Annotated in this window: 15 protein-coding genes; 1 reads left to right on the top strand and 14 read right to left on the bottom strand. The window is 47.3% G+C overall.

What is annotated here, in order from left to right:
- Positions 1 to 63 precede the first annotated feature (63 nt).
- Complete coding sequence (locus K0F85_RS06715; protein ID WP_219115193.1) at positions 64 to 1,059, bottom strand: IS481 family transposase; 996 nt, start codon at positions 1,057 to 1,059, stop codon at positions 64 to 66.
- 93 nt (positions 1,060 to 1,152) lie between these two features.
- On the opposite strand from K0F85_RS06715, the gene K0F85_RS28620 reads away from it, so the two are divergent.
- The gene (locus tag K0F85_RS28620) at positions 1,153 to 1,311 is read left to right on the top strand and encodes a helix-turn-helix domain-containing protein (protein WP_257572617.1); all 159 of its coding nucleotides are present in this window, start codon (positions 1,153 to 1,155) and stop codon (positions 1,309 to 1,311) included.
- A 145-nt stretch (positions 1,312 to 1,456) separates the two neighbouring features.
- Here the strand turns inward: K0F85_RS28620 and K0F85_RS06705 are convergent, their stop codons facing one another.
- The 13 genes from K0F85_RS06705 to K0F85_RS06645 all read right to left on the bottom strand — a co-directional run bounded on the left by K0F85_RS06705 (position 1,457) and on the right by K0F85_RS06645 (position 15,604).
- The gene (locus K0F85_RS06705; protein WP_219115192.1) at positions 1,457 to 2,407 is read right to left on the bottom strand and encodes a glycosyltransferase; all 951 of its coding nucleotides are present in this window, start codon (positions 2,405 to 2,407) and stop codon (positions 1,457 to 1,459) included.
- 5 nt (positions 2,408 to 2,412) lie between these two features.
- Positions 2,413 to 3,666 carry a hypothetical protein gene (locus tag K0F85_RS06700; RefSeq protein WP_219115190.1) on the bottom strand — a complete coding sequence of 418 codons (1,254 nt, stop codon included), beginning with the start codon at positions 3,664 to 3,666 and terminating at the stop codon, positions 2,413 to 2,415.
- Positions 3,667 to 3,725: 59 nt separating this feature from the next.
- Positions 3,726 to 4,580, bottom strand: coding sequence for a glycosyltransferase (locus K0F85_RS06695; protein WP_219115189.1), 855 nt, complete (start codon positions 4,578 to 4,580; stop codon positions 3,726 to 3,728).
- 86 nt (positions 4,581 to 4,666) lie between these two features.
- On the bottom strand, positions 4,667 to 5,641 hold the full coding sequence (locus tag K0F85_RS06690) for a glycosyltransferase family 2 protein (protein WP_219115187.1): 975 nt from the start codon (positions 5,639 to 5,641) through the stop codon (positions 4,667 to 4,669).
- 93 nt (positions 5,642 to 5,734) lie between these two features.
- Positions 5,735 to 7,069: a lipopolysaccharide biosynthesis protein gene (locus tag K0F85_RS06685; RefSeq protein WP_219115185.1), complete on the bottom strand. Its 1,335-nt coding sequence runs from the start codon at positions 7,067 to 7,069 to the stop codon at positions 5,735 to 5,737.
- Positions 7,062 to 8,087 carry a GDP-mannose 4,6-dehydratase gene (locus tag K0F85_RS06680; RefSeq protein ID WP_219115183.1) on the bottom strand — a complete coding sequence of 342 codons (1,026 nt, stop codon included), beginning with the start codon at positions 8,085 to 8,087 and terminating at the stop codon, positions 7,062 to 7,064. The genes K0F85_RS06685 and K0F85_RS06680 overlap by 8 nt, the downstream gene beginning before the upstream one ends.
- Positions 8,084 to 8,956: an NAD(P)-dependent oxidoreductase gene (locus tag K0F85_RS06675; RefSeq protein WP_219115182.1), complete on the bottom strand. Its 873-nt coding sequence runs from the start codon at positions 8,954 to 8,956 to the stop codon at positions 8,084 to 8,086. The genes K0F85_RS06680 and K0F85_RS06675 overlap by 4 nt, the downstream gene beginning before the upstream one ends.
- A gap of 2 nt (positions 8,957 to 8,958) precedes the next feature.
- The gene (rfbH, locus tag K0F85_RS06670; protein WP_219115180.1) at positions 8,959 to 10,272 is read right to left on the bottom strand and encodes a lipopolysaccharide biosynthesis protein RfbH; all 1,314 of its coding nucleotides are present in this window, start codon (positions 10,270 to 10,272) and stop codon (positions 8,959 to 8,961) included.
- 24 nt (positions 10,273 to 10,296) lie between these two features.
- Positions 10,297 to 11,364, bottom strand: coding sequence for a CDP-glucose 4,6-dehydratase (gene rfbG, locus K0F85_RS06665; RefSeq protein WP_219115600.1), 1,068 nt, complete (start codon positions 11,362 to 11,364; stop codon positions 10,297 to 10,299).
- A gap of 8 nt (positions 11,365 to 11,372) precedes the next feature.
- Positions 11,373 to 12,140 (bottom strand): glucose-1-phosphate cytidylyltransferase, encoded by a 768-nt coding sequence (rfbF, locus tag K0F85_RS06660; protein ID WP_219115179.1) that lies wholly within the window; start codon positions 12,138 to 12,140, stop codon positions 11,373 to 11,375.
- A gap of 96 nt (positions 12,141 to 12,236) precedes the next feature.
- Positions 12,237 to 13,190, bottom strand: coding sequence for a GDP-L-fucose synthase (locus K0F85_RS06655; RefSeq protein ID WP_219115177.1), 954 nt, complete (start codon positions 13,188 to 13,190; stop codon positions 12,237 to 12,239).
- Positions 13,191 to 13,205: 15 nt separating this feature from the next.
- Entirely contained in the window at positions 13,206 to 14,324 is a 1,119-nt protein-coding gene (gmd, locus tag K0F85_RS06650) for a GDP-mannose 4,6-dehydratase (RefSeq protein ID WP_219115175.1), read from the bottom strand.
- A 59-nt stretch (positions 14,325 to 14,383) separates the two neighbouring features.
- Positions 14,384 to 15,604 carry a Wzz/FepE/Etk N-terminal domain-containing protein gene (locus K0F85_RS06645; protein ID WP_219115174.1) on the bottom strand — a complete coding sequence of 407 codons (1,221 nt, stop codon included), beginning with the start codon at positions 15,602 to 15,604 and terminating at the stop codon, positions 14,384 to 14,386.
- Positions 15,605 to 15,661: the final 57 nt, after the last annotated feature.

Raw genomic sequence — 15,661 nt, 5'->3', positions numbered from 1 at the left:
TCCAGAACCAAGTGCAACACCATCATCCTGTAAGGTGTTGCCATGTCAGAAACCTACACGGACTTAACTGTCAAGACCCACCTGGTTATAGACACGTTTAACGAATAATTCCGGCTTTTTCGCCTGCCATTTCTTCATTGCCTGAATCGGTGTTTCGTTGTTGAGGGCACGCTGTGGGATGTTGTGGTTATAGATTTTCAGATAATTGCGCAGTGTTGATTCGAGCTCGGCCCTGGACGCGAAACGGGTCTGATTGACGACCTCGCTGATGCGGTCGTTGAAGCGTTCCACCATGCCGTTGGTCTGAGGATGACGTGGCGGGATCAGGCGATGTTCGATCGCCAGTTGCTTGCATAGCACGTCAAACGCGTGCTTGCCGCTGGGAATCCGGTCGCCCGTTTCCGGGTCTTTTTTCTTGCTGCTAAAGCGGTCGGTGAACTGACTGCCATTGTCAGTGAGGAGCTTGACGATGGCGATCGGACAGGCATTGTTGAGCTTGATCAGGAAGTCGGTGCTACTAATGTCGGACTGGTCGGCATAGATCTCCATGAAAACCCAGCGCGTGGCGCGGTCGATGGCGACGAACAGGTAACGACGTTCGGTTTCGTCAGGCATCTGCGGCAAGTACTTGATATCCATATATAAAAAGCCGGGCTCGTAGTCCTTGAACGACTTTTTGGTGACGGGCTTATCGGTTTCCCGGGCGGCCAGTTCAAGCAGGCTGGAGACACCATGACGGCGCAGGCAGCGACCCAGGGCGGCGCGCGAAAGCGCTGGATTGACGAACTCGCGGGCCACCGCCAGCAGGTCGTCGGTGGGCAGCAGCAGCGTGGTGCGCAGCTCCACGACGATCAATTCCTGCGCCGGCGTGAGCGTGGTGTGCATGATACCTGGCCGGTGCGAAAGATCCTCGGCGCTGTCGCGGTTCTGCCACTTGCGGATCGTCAGACGACTGACATTGTAGCGCTCAGCCAGTTCCCGTTGAGAGAGCGTCGAGTTGCGGATTTCGTCCCGGATCAGATGAGTGGTGCGGGCTTGGCTGTGAAGGGCTTGGCTCATGGCGCTGGTAGTTGGGTGACAGGATTCAACAGTGTACTCAAAAGCAACCTGGCCCTGAAAAATGGCAGGCTACGAATTGGAATATGATCACCCATATCTAACTACTTAACCAGGCAGGAGCGTGCCGTCGTCATGATCCTGCGAGATGACCTGTGCTCTATCCGGTCCATTGCTAAACGCCTTTGCCGTTCCGCCAGCACAATTTGTCGTGAGCTCCAACGCACTAACGGTAGTTTGTCGGACGTGGAATAATTCTGCACGACGGACAGAAAATCGTAAAAAAGCTTCAGAAATCGGCACTTGCCTTCCCAGTGGACATCGCGCCCCAGTTTTTCTAGTGCAATCCTATTTCAACAAGCATCCAAATTCGATAAACTACCGTTAGGGGACGCTTCCGTCACAACCAAGCGATTACCGCAGCCAACGCTAGCACCAGCCGGTCGACGAAGCGCCGCCGCCCGTGCCGAAGCAGTATGAAGAATAGACGGCCACCCCTCATCAACACGGGACGTTGGATAACTAATTGCCCAATATTTAGTGCGATACTATCGTTACCATTAGCTTGTTGATAAATTGCAAATGCTGCCCGTACTTGCCCGCGATACCAGCCGCTTCGGATCAAATTCAAGCGTTTTTTGACTGCGGCAATACCATCCCGAGATCCGATTTCATTTCCACCGTGTTGCCTGTAAAGCATGAATGGCAACGGATCAAAATACCACTCTTTGTTCCAGGCCCTCGCCAAAAGATATATCAGCCAATCGTGGTAATGTAGAGCATCAACAGCAGTGGGATGGGCACGACAAAACTGTTGAATACGTAGAAAAAGTTCGGCGCGGACAACAAAAGTGCATCCCTGCCCGGCACCTTCGAAAAGGAAATCAGCAGGTTTTATTACAGGTACTTGAGCCAATATTTTTTTGCGGCCATCCGGCCAAAAAGCCTCCACAGCTCCCGAATAGCCATGGAAGCCTGTCTCATTTAAACAGCGAATGCCGGTAATCAATTTAAGAGGCAACCATATATCATCTTGATCAGCAAGCGCTATAAAATCATAGTTTCCCACATCAGCGGCTAGATATAAACGCCGAAAATTAGCTCCCGCAGTCCCACTGGAACTTTCCCAAGCCATTAACTTTACTGCACTGTTACCGGAAAAATTTATCTCGACAAAATCACGTGTCTTATCCTTCGAACAATCATCACCGATAAGAATATGAACATCAACGTCCTGCTGAGCCAGCACTGATTTTATTTGCTCTACCAGCCAAGCAGCGCCATTATAAGTCGCCATTAAAACTAACACTCGTGGCCGAAAGCCGGAATTTATTTCATTTATAAAATTCAAACCAATTATCCTCTATTTTTTATAGCTATTTCAGTTATGGCTAAAAAAATAATATAGCGCAGTGTACCGAATATGACATTCGCACCAGCAAGAAAAAATACACCGGCCGTGATTCCAATCAAACCCATTATAAAAAGGGAAACGTCAGCAAAAGCCATTCCGGGCAAAAATATCGCCATCGCAGCTATCCCCAATTGCAAATATCTGCGCGATAAATGCGTAGAACGAATTAGCCACAATCGAGTCGAATATGTTGCCAAGCCAACAAAAAAAGAAAGAAAAAAACTAATAACTCGGCTATGAGGAAAGAAAAAATCAAAAAGAACCGGAAGCTGTGGATTTGGCCCGGTTATCAAATCACGCCCCGTGAATTGCGATGCAATCATTGAGCCTAACGGCTTGTCATATGCGCGAAAACCGATCAAAGCAGTTATCGGGTGAAGGATGTATGAGAGAAATCCTGGTTTATAGTAACTACGAATAATATCCAAACCACCATTTTGATAAGCGAAAATGTAAACATCGCCCGACAGCAAAAAGCGAATCATCAGCAATGAAACTACGTCCGACAATCCGCTTGATCCATAGCCGATCACTGCTACAAGATAAATAGGCAAGATGGTTGCTAGTCCCAGCAAGAATAAGAGCTTGACGCTGACTTTCCTATTATCCAAATACATGACCATACCGATCCATGCTAGCATGGGAAAGAAAACACTTTTCCCGGAGAATGGAATTGATAGCAAAACCAACATAAATACCACCAACAATCGACGCAAAAAGCGGATTTTTTTGCTTAGTAAAAGCACATAGACGGGTAAAATTACTCCACCTTGCAATATTGCGAGTGGGCGTAAAGTCTTTGCAAAATCTTGTCGCGCATCGCCGGCACCGCCCATGATCACAGCAAGACCAGCTAGCAGCAAAGTCAATACGAGCGCAACGATACAGGCTCCAATAATTTCGCGCTCATCAAATCTATCTACAGTTTCGGACAATGCGTGCCGCAAGCGCTGTAAAGAAAAGCTTCTAGCAATACTGTATATACCAACAAGATAACCCAAAACGCTTATTGCAAAAATCTGAACAACCGGAGTTGTGAGCGTCTCGCGGCCATACAACGAATAAACCAAAGAGGCACTCATGGCAATGGTAGCCAAGCCAGCAATGACCGGATCCAAAATATTGAAGACTAATTTTCTGGAAAAAAAATAGATCACCAATGACACACACAACGTGACATATATCGGATCGAACAATTTATCTACCTTTCATAGACAGCCTAAAGTTGTAGTAACCTTGCGGCAACACCTAAAAATTAAGCCACAAATTTTGAACGAGTGCTGTCAATGGATGCTTTTATCAGCCGTAAAAATAGCAACGCCATCTGTGGTACTACATGGGCGCCACTTTCCATTTGAATCATAAAATGTTCACACGCAGAACGGTAACGTCGTTGATGGGTTGCACCTCCACCCAAAAATTCACCTGAAAGAAACTCTGCATGCGAATATTTGACATCTTTGCTACGCAAGGCGTCGCCAATGAACTTTCCATCAGCCAACAATGGATACCAATGTGAATACAGGCCATACCGTGCATGTAAATCCAATTTAATGCAAGTCCCGACACTGTGGGATGAACAAAAAAAATTGTGACCCAACCACAGGTACCGACGATTTCGTAGTCTTGCTGGCGGAATAATACGATCACCATCCTTTACCCATGCTGTAATCAGGTCCGGCTGATCTGCCCGAATTATTTGACTAAATTTTTCGATAGCGTCAGGCGCCAATGTATCGCCAGCCCCCAAGACAAGATAATATCTACCCTGCGCCAAGAAAATTCCCTTGTTAAGCGCATCGTAAATACCACCGTCATGCTCACTTATCCAATAGTCGATGACATCTGTATTTTTCTGCAGTAAGTCGATAGTTCCGTCGTGAGATCCGCCATCGATGATGATCCATTCAGCGGTCTTGCAGGATTGATTCCGGATTGACTCAGCTGTTTTCCAGATCAACTCTTCAACATTAAAAGCAGCCGTAATGATTGTAATTAGAGGGTGATCTGCATCATCCGCGTTCTGTTCTTTTAAACGGCGACCTCCTTCTTTCTTGGCCTGTTGTTTTATGGAATTCTGGGAATGGGGTAAATCGAACTCTACATGCATTATTTTGACACTTTTCTATACGAAATTAAGATATACGATACCGCGTGGGGGGGCTGCTGCTGCGACATTATTGCGATTAGGAGAGATCAACTTGCTCGTGATAATTTTTTCAAAAATAAACCACGTAATTTTTGTATATACATCCTGAAAGCAATTTTAATAACTAAAGACAGTGATACATGTACTTCTCGCTGGCTAGGAAAAAAATCAGCCAGTTTTACTATACCGAATTTCCTTGCGTCATATCGCAACATATGAAAACGAAACATTGCAGAAACTTTCATCAAAAGCTTTTCATCCGCTCCAGATTGCTCCAAGAAAAATCCTTTTGCCAAGTCGTAATGCAGCGGTATTTTTCCAGATGCTGATGAGATAGTGATAGATCCTGTATGGGATCGAAAATATGAAAGAGGCTCGGCAACGACAGCGAATTTTTTATAGTTTTTTGCAGTAAGCAAGAAAATTAATAGATCGTTACCAATTGCGTGCATACTAAAATCGCTATCAACTGAATTGGGGACATGCAATAACAAGTTTTTCTGCAAATCCGCAGTTCTGAATACCGCACAGCCTGGGGAGACAGGGAAATCTCCATTTAGCAAAGCGCCTTCTTGGAACAGGGCGCTCGCATAACAGCCACTTCGCAATGAGGAAAAAACAGTATTTCCTGAATTTTTATTATTGCCTGTAAAAATTTTGGTGGCTGAGTATACAAATCCCACATCAGAATCCGCCATATAGGGCATCACTTTCCATAAAAAATCCGCATGAATCAGGTCGTCCGACCATAATATTTTAGAGAAAATTCCACGTGCTTTTGATACACAAGCAAGCCAATTCCTAACAGGCCCGATATTCTCTGCATTACGAAACACCCGAACGCGGTCATGTTTTTCAGCATATTCTTGAAGAATACCCCACGTCCCATCGTTACTAAAGTTATCCACCACGACAATCTCAAAATCGATATAGGTTTGCGACAATGCAGAATCTAGCGTTTGAGCTATGATCTGCTCCCGGTTAAAAACCGGGATCAAGATACTGACGAGAGGAAGTGTCATAGTTTTATAAATCAATTATTTGTTTTTTTAATTAAGTAGCGATTTTAGGCTAAATTGCAATGAGACCTTCAACAATACCAGATGGATTTCATACTAGCGCCCCCATATACCATCAGCCTGGCCACCAACTATCTTAAATGTCTGCACACAACCAAAGAAAGACGGTAGCAAAAGCGCACAACTGGTACCGATGACCACTGAAGAGGTGCCTAAATTGGTATATTTTGCAAGTATAATACTTAGTGGAATATTAATGCACATTGCAGCAACTGCTACAATCCAAGACAACTGAATTTTCTGAACTCCATTTAAAAAATAGGCATAGATATTTGACCAAATAGTGACCAGTACCAATATAGCCATCGATAGTACCAGTCCTCGGTCGATAGCGATCCCAGGCCCGACCCAAATTCTAATCAGCGGCCTGGCCAGCATCGCGAGAATAACCACTCCAACCACCATTGCACCAAAAATCACGAGTTGCTTGTTCAATATTTTTCGGATCCATGCTAGATCACCGCGATGATAGGCATCGGTATAGGCCGACCATAACGGTGTAGTGACCATTGAATGAGCGAATGTAAATATACTCATCAGCTTGAACACCACTTCGTACTGTGCAACATAAGCAGGACCAAACAATTGGGTGATTAGGATTTTATCTGTTGTAAAAATTAACAAAACAGCGAGTTGAATGACAAAAAACTGAATTCCCACTGATAGTAGCGGTTGGACATGCTGCCGGTCCATTTTTAGGCGTGGACGTAAAGCAGGAAATGCTCGGTAGAACCAGAAACTCAAAAGAACATTGGAAACTGTTACTGTCCCTCCGTATATTAGTGCAAGATTGACGATCGTCGCTCTTGCAGACATACTGATTAAATAGACTAGCAACAAAGCCAGTCCATTTGAAATTAGCTGTCCAAACGCTATTAGTGAGGTCCTTTGGACTGCACCAAGCAAGGCGTTAATCAGACCCATCCAAAAGTTCAAGACGATGAATGTTACAGCGATATTCACGGTCATGCGCAACGTAGGCTCGGAAATCACCGTGGTGTTGAATATGCTTTGCCAAGAAACGAAAAAGGACATGCCAATCACAATTGACCACACCAATATCCCGAGCACAGCAATCAGGCTGTATCCAGAACCAATATAGGCGGCTGCCAGCACCGCCTGATTTTTTGACAATGCCTCTGCGACTTTATTGCGTAAACCGTTGCCTAAGCCAAGATCGAAAAAGACGATCCACGACATCACAGTTAGCAATGTCGACCACACGCCAAATTGCTCCTGCCCGAGATAACGTATCATCAAGGGAATGGCCAGAAACGAGGCGAGCATTGCCCCCCCCTTGCAGACCACTGCCCACTTGATTTGCGTCAGGTAATTCTTCGTCCGCTGCTGCGATACTGCGGCATCAAGCATAGTACTGATCTACCCAGTTGACCATGCTTGCGACACCTTCCCTAGCCGTCACAATTGGTTGCCATTGCAAGATTTTTTGAGCCTTGGCAATGTCCGCAACGAACACACGCTGATCGCTAGAGCGTACCGGCAGTTTAACGTAATTCAATTTGGCCCCTGAAAATTCTTCCAGCAGTGAAAACAACTCCAACAATGACAGGCTATTTTGAAGGCCGCCACCCACGTTGAACGCTTGGCCCTTTGCCGCTTCAATATTGGTGACGGCGGCAAAGTACAGCCGTTTCATGTCGTCGGCATGCAGCACGTCCCGTACCTGCTTCCCTGTCCCTGAAATAGTAAACGGCTCCACAACCTGCCCATTTTTCGCCTCAATCGCCTTTTGGCAAAACCAACCGACCCATCCTTGGTCATAGGTGGCAAACTGGCGGCCGCCATACATTGATGAATGACGGAACACCACCGTTTTTAACCCGAAAATACGTGCATAATCAAGCATATATTGGTCAGCCGCGCCCTTTGAGCAGCCATATGGCGAGTGAAATTCAAGTGGGGTTTCCTCGCTGAATCCCTCCGGGCGGTCACTACACTTATAGCGCATCTCCGTTTCAACGTACTGATATTGTTCGAGATCGCCGTAAACCTTGTTGGTTGACGAGTAGACCACAGTCGCTTGTGGAGCATACAAGCGCACTGCTTCGAGCAGACTGTGAGTACCTGCCACATTAACCTCAAAATCCATACGTGGATTAGCGATCGACGTGGTCATGGCAACCTGCCCTGCCAAGTGAAAAATTACGTCTGGTTGAAACGACTGTATTACTCTCGTGACGTCGTTATGATTACGAATATCGCCATGCTCAAACTTGAACTTTCCTTGCTGCTGCAGCCATATAAGGTTCTCACGCGAACCGTTGCGATATAGATTATCGAAAATCATTAAGTCATCGCCACGCGCCAAAGCGTCGACTGATAAATTACTGCCCAAAAATCCACAGCCACCTGTAATTAGTAATTTCATAGTATTTTTTCACTCGCTATAATTTTTTGTATGCCGTCAGCCAAGCTGGTTTGCACACGCCAGCCAAGTTTTTTCAGATAACTTGTATCGGCTTGTGTCCGCATGACCTCTCCGGGACGGTACGGCAATGCACCGAAGTTAAGTTTGGTTCGCGACTTAGTCAGGGTGTGAACCAATTCGACAAAATCCTTGATGGTAATCGCCTCCCCGCTGCCCAAATCACATTCTATATAACCATTGACAGTATTGTGGGCGTAATGGGCCAGTAAGGTCTGATAGCCAGAAAGCACATCGTCGATATAAATGAAGTCACGCAACTGTTCGCCCTTGGTCAGATTAATTTCGAGACGATTTTCCAACAATGTACCGATAACGTGGGCCGTAAATTTGGACGCAGCATCTCCAGGGCCAAACATATGCTCCAGCCGCACGTTAATGAACGTAAATTCATTGCGCTGCGCCAGCCATTGGCCCCACTCAGCGAATTGTCTTTTCGACAGTGAATAAGCGTTCGTCAATTTCTCAAGCGCCGTATCGGTATTGATGAACAGTGCGACTTCGGCCGCCCGGGCGGCCTGCAGCAGGTGCAGTGAAAAAGCCGTATTGGTCTCGAAAACGGTCATCATGTCTTCGCCACTGCGGCCATAACACGTCGCCAAATGAATAACGGCATCAGGCTTTGTTACCACAAAGGCTGCAGCCAAGCCGTCCTCCACATCATGGCAGACGATGGCAGCATTGCTAGCGATCAGGCTGGGCAATACCGAAGTGCGCCTTTTCAATATCACAATCTGATGACCATCGGCCAAGAAGCGACGTACCAAGGACTCGCCCAAAAAGCCCGTCGCACCGGTTAATAACAAGCGCATAGTTAGAAGTTTACGCCAAAGAACGCTTCGATTTTGCCAATCGTGAAATCAAGCATCTCATTTGTCAGGCCTGGAAACACACCAATCCAGAACGTGTCGTGCATAATGCGGTCCGTGTTGTCCAACTTGCCAACAACACGGTAATTTCGGCCCAACATATAAGGTTGACGTGTCAAATTACCAGCAAAAAGCAGCCGCGTACCAATTTTGTGTTGATCCAGATAGGTCAGCAGGTCAACGCGATTGACGTTAGCTTCCGGTTTAAGGGTAATCGGATAGCCGAACCACGATGGGTCCGAATTTGGCGTCGCCTCTGGCAGCAGCAGGAATTCTGTACAGCTTTGCAGGCGTTCCGTCAGGTAAGCGAAGTTAGCTTTACGTGCAGCGACAAACCCATCGATCCGGTCGAGTTGAGCCACACCACAGGCGGCCTGCATGTCGGTGATCTTCAGGTTGTAGCCTAGGTGAGAGTAGGTGTATTTATGGTCGTAGCCTTCGGGCAGCGTACCAAGTTTGCAGCAGAAGCGCTGACCGCAGGTGTTGTCTTTGCCGGGAGCGCAGTAACAGTCGCGGCCCCAGTCGCGGAACGATTCCGCAATTGCTTTCAATTCCGGGCTGTTCGTAAACACGGCACCGCCTTCACCCATGGTGATGTGGTGTGCTGGATAAAAACTCATGGTGCCGATGTCACCAAACGTGCCAACCAGTTGGCCATTGTAGGTCGCACCCAGCGCATCGCAGCAATCTTCGATCAGCCACAGGTTGTATTTTTTGCACAGAGCAACGATGAGTTCCAAATTGAATGGATTACCCAGCGTATGCGCCAACATGATGGCCTTGGTCTTCGGCGTAATGGCAGCCTCGATTAAAGTCGCATCAACGTTGTAGGTACCCAGTTCCACGTCGACGAACACAGGTACGGCACCGAACTGCAGGATAGGGTTGACGGTTGTAGGGAAACCGGCGGCTACACCAATCACTTCGTCACCCGGCTGAATGGCACGCGCTCCGAGTTTTGGCGAGGTCAGCGTGTTAAACGCGACCAGATTGGCTGATGAGCCCGAGTTCACGGTGATCAAGAAATTTACACCAAGGAACTTAGCCAAACGCGCTTCGAATTGGTCGTTAAAGCGGCCGGTCGTCAGCCAGGCATCCAGCGAGGCATCGACCATCAGTTCCATTTCCGGTGCGCCCACAACTTTGCCGGCTGGAGGAATAACGGTCACACCCGGTTCAAAAGCTCTTGGGGCGCTGGCCAATGCGCCGTATTCGCCAACCAGTGCGCGGATTTGTTCTCTGATTTGCTCTTTGTTCATGCTAATTCCTTGAATGTATATATTTTAAGTGTTTTGATAGGCCGTGATTTGCCCCAGCGTCAGTGCGCGCATATCGGCGCCCTGGTCGCAGGCCTTGTGCCACTCGACGATTTTTTCGATGGTCTGCCCAATGTTCCAACGCGGATGCCAGCCGAGGGCTGCGCGCGCCTTGGAACAATCCAGCTTCAGGTACGTGGCTTCGTGCGGTTGCGGCACGCCTTCCAGTTGCCAGGCTGCGCCGTCGCCCCAAACCTGGGTAATACGTTCGATGATCCAACCAACCGGCTTGGCGTCAATGTCATGCGGACCAAAATTCCAGCCTTCGGCGTAGGTAGCACCGTCCGTGTAGAGTTTTTCCGCCAAGGTCAGGTAACCGCTCAGTGGCTCCAATACATGTTGCCATGGCCGAATCGCATCCGGGTTACGAATTTTGACGGCCTCGCCCGCGCCGATTGCGCGCAGCATGTCCGGAATCAGCCGATCCAAGGCCCAATCTCCGCCGCCGATCACGTTACCAGCTCGGCCACTGCCCAGAGCGATACCGTGCGTGGAGTATTTTGTTTGATTGAAGTACGAATTGCGATAGGCAGAAGTAATGAGTTCAGCGCAGCCTTTACTGTTGCTGTAGGGGTCGTACCCCCCCATGGCTTCGTTCTCACGATAGCCCCAAGGCCATTCCCTGTTTTCATAGCATTTGTCGCTGGTAACGTTGACGACTGAACGGACGCCTGGTAAGCCGCGCACGGCTTCCAACAGGTTGACTAGGCCCATCACGTTAGTCGAATACGTTTCCACTGGGTGGTCGTAAGAGTAACGTACGAGCGGCTGGGCAGCCATGTGAATCACGATTTCCGGACAGGCCTCGACCATTGCACGCTTGAGCGCGGCAGCATCGCGCACGTCTCCGATAATTGAACGCATGCCGCGCGCAACATCAGCCACCTCGTATAAGCTTGGTTCGGTTGGTGCCAATAGGGCATAGCCGGTAACTTCAGCACCGAGTTGTTGTAACCATAGGCTCAGCCAGCCGCCTTTAAACCCAGTGTGCCCGGTTAAAAAGATCCGCTTCCCCCTCCAAAATGAGAGATTCATGCTCATGCTTATGCCTTCCAAGGAGCTTTACCAGACTGCCACAGCTCTTCCAGATGTACCTTGTCACGCAGCGTATCCATTGGCTGCCAGAATCCCTTATGAAAATAGGCATTCAGTTGGCCATCTTCCGCCAATCGTTCCATCGGCTGCTTTTCCCACATGATAGCGTCATCATCAACATAATCAATTACTTTTGGCGACAATACAAAATAACCACCATTGATCCATGCTCCATCACCTTGCGGTTTTTCTTGAAAACTATTTACAACGTGCCCATCCAAATTCAAAGCACCAAAACGACCAGGTGGCTGGGTCGCTGTCAGCGTAGCAAGTTTCCCATTTTTCCGATGAAATTTTATTAATTCTGTGATATTAACATCGCTGACGCCATCGCCATAGGTAAAGCAGAATTCTTCCTCGTCAGCGACATACTGCTTGACACGTTTTAAACGTCCGCCCGTAAGCGTGTCATCACCGGTATCCACCAATGTAACTTTCCATGGCTCAGCGTTCCGAGCATGAACTTCCATTTTATTATTTTTCATATCAAATGTAACATCCGACATATGAAGAAAATAATTTGCGAAGTATTCCTTAATAACATACCCCTTATAGCCGCAGCAAATTACAAAATCATTCACACCATGAGCTGAATAACTTTTCATGATATGCCATAATATGGGTTTACCTCCTATTTCCACCATCGGTTTCGGCTTAGTGGATGTCTCTTCGCTAATGCGCGTGCCTAGTCCACCTGCAAGAATGACTGCTTTCATTTCATACCCAATTATAAATAATAAAAATATACCAATACTTATTTAGCGCTGAAGCGATTTTTTTATAAATCACGACGTACCAACCAAAATAAAAAGTCAGGTTCCGCGCTGAAATGCTTGGTATGCATGCTGCAGACCGCTCTCTAGTTCTACGCTTGGCTTCCACCCCAAACTAAGCAGACGTGATATATCCAGCCATTTACGCGGAGTTCCATCCGGCTTGGTAACATCAAACCTAATATTTCCAGAATACCCTACAATTTTCCCTATCGTTTCTGCCAATAGCGCGATCGTTATATCGGATCCTGTTCCCACATTGATGTGAGAACTCATCGGCTGAGTAGTGGCTTCGTAAACTTCACGCGGCAGTTCCATTACGTGAATGCTGGCTCCAGCCATGTCATCGACGTAGAGAAACTCGCGGCGTGGCGTTCCGGTCCCCCAAATTACAATTTCAGGAGCAGCGGCTAATTTTGCTTCATGAAACCGGCGGATCAATGCTGGAATCACATGGCTATTCTCTGAATGGTAGTTATCACCAGGACCATATAAATTGGTCGGCATTATACTGCGGTAATCGACTCCATATTGTCGGTTATAACTTTCGCAGAGCTTAATACCCGCTATTTTTGCAATTGCATAAGCTTCATTGGTCGGCTCAAGTTTTCCAGTAAGCAGATACTCTTCCTTGATCGGCTGTTCAGCCATTCTAGGATAGATACATGACGAGCCTAGAAAGAGTAATTTCTGAACACCTGAACTCCACGCTTCGTGAATCACATTGCTCTCAATCATCAGATTTCGATAAATGAATTCGGCAGGAAAAGTATTGTTAGCGTGAATTCCGCCAACTTTTGCCGCTGCGATATATACCTCATCGATTTTCTGGACAGCAAAAAATGACCGAACCTGGGCTTGGTCAGTGAGATCAAGCTCATTGCTACTTTTCGTAACTATCTCGCTATCTCCACGCGCAACTAACAGGCGCACGATTGCTGCGCCTACCATCCCGCGATGGCCGGCGACATAAATTCGCTTCTTTGTAGTCATATTTAATAATCCTTACTACTCGATTGAAATCGCGACTTTGTAGCCATGATTATTTAACAATACGTGACGTTTCGCTGCATCGAAATCAAACGCCATCATTTCTTGCACCATTTCGACAAATGTCGTCGTTGGAACCCAACCAAGTTTAACGCGGGCATTAGTAGGATCACCTAGTAGAGTTTCCACCTCCGTTGGACGGAAATATTTAGGATCAATACTGACAATCGTTTGACCAACCACAATGCCAGGAGCCTTTTCCCCGGTAACGGAGGCAACAATTCCCTTCTCATCAATACCCGAGCCTTGCCATTCGATACTAATACCTAATTCAGAAGCTGCGACTTCAACGAATTGGCGTACGGAATACTGTACCCCGGTGGCAATGACAAAATCTTCCGGTTGCTCCTGCTGCAGCATCAACCATTGCATCTCGACATAGTCGCGCGCGTGGCCCCAGTCACGCAAAGCATCCATATTGCCGAGATAGAGCAGTGACTCTAGTCCCTGAGATATATTAGCCAAGGCCCGGGTGATTTTTCGCGTTACAAACGTTTCTCCACGGCGCGGTGACTCGTGATTAAACAAAATCCCGTTGCAGGCATACATACCATAGGCTTCACGGTAATTTACCGTGATCCAATAAGCATACAACTTCGCAACCGCGTATGGACTACGAGGATAAAAGGGAGTTGTCTCCTTTTGCGGAATTTCCTGGACCAACCCATACAATTCTGATGTTGAAGCTTGATAAAAGCGCGTCTTCTTTTCCAGCCCCAGCAAACGTATCGCTTCGAGCAAACGAAGCGTACCCATACCATCGACGTCTGCCGTGTATTCCGGCGACTCGAACGATACTGCAACGTGGCTCATTGCACCTAGGTTATATACCTCATCCGGTTGAACCTGCTGCAGGATACGAATCAAATTGGACGAATCCGTCAAATCACCATAATGGAGAAACAGCTTTGGATTAGGAACATGCGGGTCTTGATATATCGGGTCGATCCTATCGGTATTAAACAGTGATGCGCGACGCTTGATTCCATGAACTTGATAACCTTTCGCCAAAAGAAACTCAGCCAAATACGAGCCATCTTGTCCGGTTATACCCGTGATAAGTGCGACTTTAGTCATAAAAAACTCTTCCATTAATTAATTACTCAGTTAATACCAATGTTATTTCGCAACAGCACTCACTCAGCCATCGACTTCGACAATAAACTTCTTTTAAGCAATTTCATCTTATCCAATTTCTTAATATCCCTGCGTGCGCTCTTTAACGCCTCGCTGGCAAATGCCCAACACATAGAAAAAAATGCCGCCATCAGCGCAGCGATGACAACAATTCGGACCCGACGGGGTTGTGCATTATTATCGGGTGGAATCGCTGGGTCCAAAACCTGAATGAAAGCACTTTCTTTCGCTTCATCGATCTTTGCAATTTCAAATTGCTTAGCCATCAAGTCAAAAATGGTTTCATAATATTTAACATCGCGCAACTTGCGCACATATTCCAACCCATCTTCTGGCGCCTTGCTTGCTGAGATGGATAAATCTCCATTGCCACGATTGACACCCGTTTCCATGTTACTTAGTTGAGCGCGCAACCCTATCAACTCTTGTTGAACTCGCACGTAGTCAGGATTGAGAGGAGTCGCAAAGGTTTGCATCGCGGTTAGCCTAATCTCATGGGCGGCGACCTGCGCCTGAACTGCAGCGGCTCCTTGGATCAGCGCCTCAGCCTGCGCATTCATCTGAATCAGGCCGGTCTTTTGCTGTACTTTTTTCAAAGCTACTTCGGCGTCACTAAGTTGGCGTTTCGCACCTGCCAATTGCTTCTCATAGAATTGACGACGCTGGGCTGCCTCGGTTACAGCGAATACTTGGACCAGCTTTTGCAATTCCTCGATGTAACCATTCGCAAGAGCAGCGGCCTGCAGCTTATCTTTATCTAGAACCTGCAAGGTAATCATGCCGCTTTTTTCGTTTATGAACGTACTCGCTTTTGCGAGTTCCATGCGCGTTTCGCTGGCATCCTTAGTTCGATAGTCACTGGCCAGATTGAAGCGGCGTATCAATGCGTCTGCAATCGTCCTGCTTTGCAGCATGCCAATATACATATCATTGGGGCTGGGTCCCAACGCACCGCCGACTGAACCACCAAGCGAACTCAATTGCCCCATTAATAATGCGGATGTATTCTGCGCTTGCTTTGGCGGTAATAAAAGTACCTCAGCTTGAAATTTATCGGGCAGCAATGCCGTCGCGCCAGCGGCTAGCAAAGCTGTCAGCAGTGTCGCCGCAGCAATTTTTCCTTTGTTTTCTAATAGAACCAAGAGCACGTCGAACAACTTTATTTCATCATCGCCATGATCAACAACGCGACCATCCGTTTGAGTATTTTTTTCTGACATTAATTTTCTCTGCGTCAAGGTGGGTTAAACTCTAAACAAGGTCGACACCCATGCGCC

The sequence above is a fragment of the Janthinobacterium sp. UMAB-56 genome, assembly GCF_900095265.1.
In the GTDB taxonomy this organism is placed as follows: domain Bacteria; phylum Pseudomonadota; class Gammaproteobacteria; order Burkholderiales; family Burkholderiaceae_D; genus Janthinobacterium.
Note: the sequence above shows the minus strand (reverse complement) of the source record. Positions and strands in the feature narration are given on the sequence as shown.

Coding starts and splice junctions, on each gene's coding strand:
- K0F85_RS06680 (WP_219115183.1), bottom strand. CDS start 8,087: ATGAAATTACTAATTACAGGTGGCTGTGGATTTTTGGGCAGTAATTTA.
- rfbG (WP_219115600.1), bottom strand. CDS start 11,364: ATGAATCTCTCATTTTGGAGGGGGAAGCGGATCTTTTTAACCGGGCAC.
- K0F85_RS06685 (WP_219115185.1), bottom strand. CDS start 7,069: ATGCTTGATGCCGCAGTATCGCAGCAGCGGACGAAGAATTACCTGACG.
- rfbF (WP_219115179.1), bottom strand. CDS start 12,140: ATGAAAGCAGTCATTCTTGCAGGTGGACTAGGCACGCGCATTAGCGAA.
- rfbH (WP_219115180.1), bottom strand. CDS start 10,272: ATGAACAAAGAGCAAATCAGAGAACAAATCCGCGCACTGGTTGGCGAA.
- gmd (WP_219115175.1), bottom strand. CDS start 14,324: ATGACTAAAGTCGCACTTATCACGGGTATAACCGGACAAGATGGCTCG.
- K0F85_RS06645 (WP_219115174.1), bottom strand. CDS start 15,604: ATGTCAGAAAAAAATACTCAAACGGATGGTCGCGTTGTTGATCATGGC.
- K0F85_RS06675 (WP_219115182.1), bottom strand. CDS start 8,956: ATGCGCTTGTTATTAACCGGTGCGACGGGCTTTTTGGGCGAGTCCTTG.
- K0F85_RS06655 (WP_219115177.1), bottom strand. CDS start 13,190: ATGACTACAAAGAAGCGAATTTATGTCGCCGGCCATCGCGGGATGGTA.
- K0F85_RS06690 (WP_219115187.1), bottom strand. CDS start 5,641: ATGACACTTCCTCTCGTCAGTATCTTGATCCCGGTTTTTAACCGGGAG.
- K0F85_RS06695 (WP_219115189.1), bottom strand. CDS start 4,580: ATGCATGTAGAGTTCGATTTACCCCATTCCCAGAATTCCATAAAACAA.
- K0F85_RS06715 (WP_219115193.1), bottom strand. CDS start 1,059: ATGAGCCAAGCCCTTCACAGCCAAGCCCGCACCACTCATCTGATCCGG.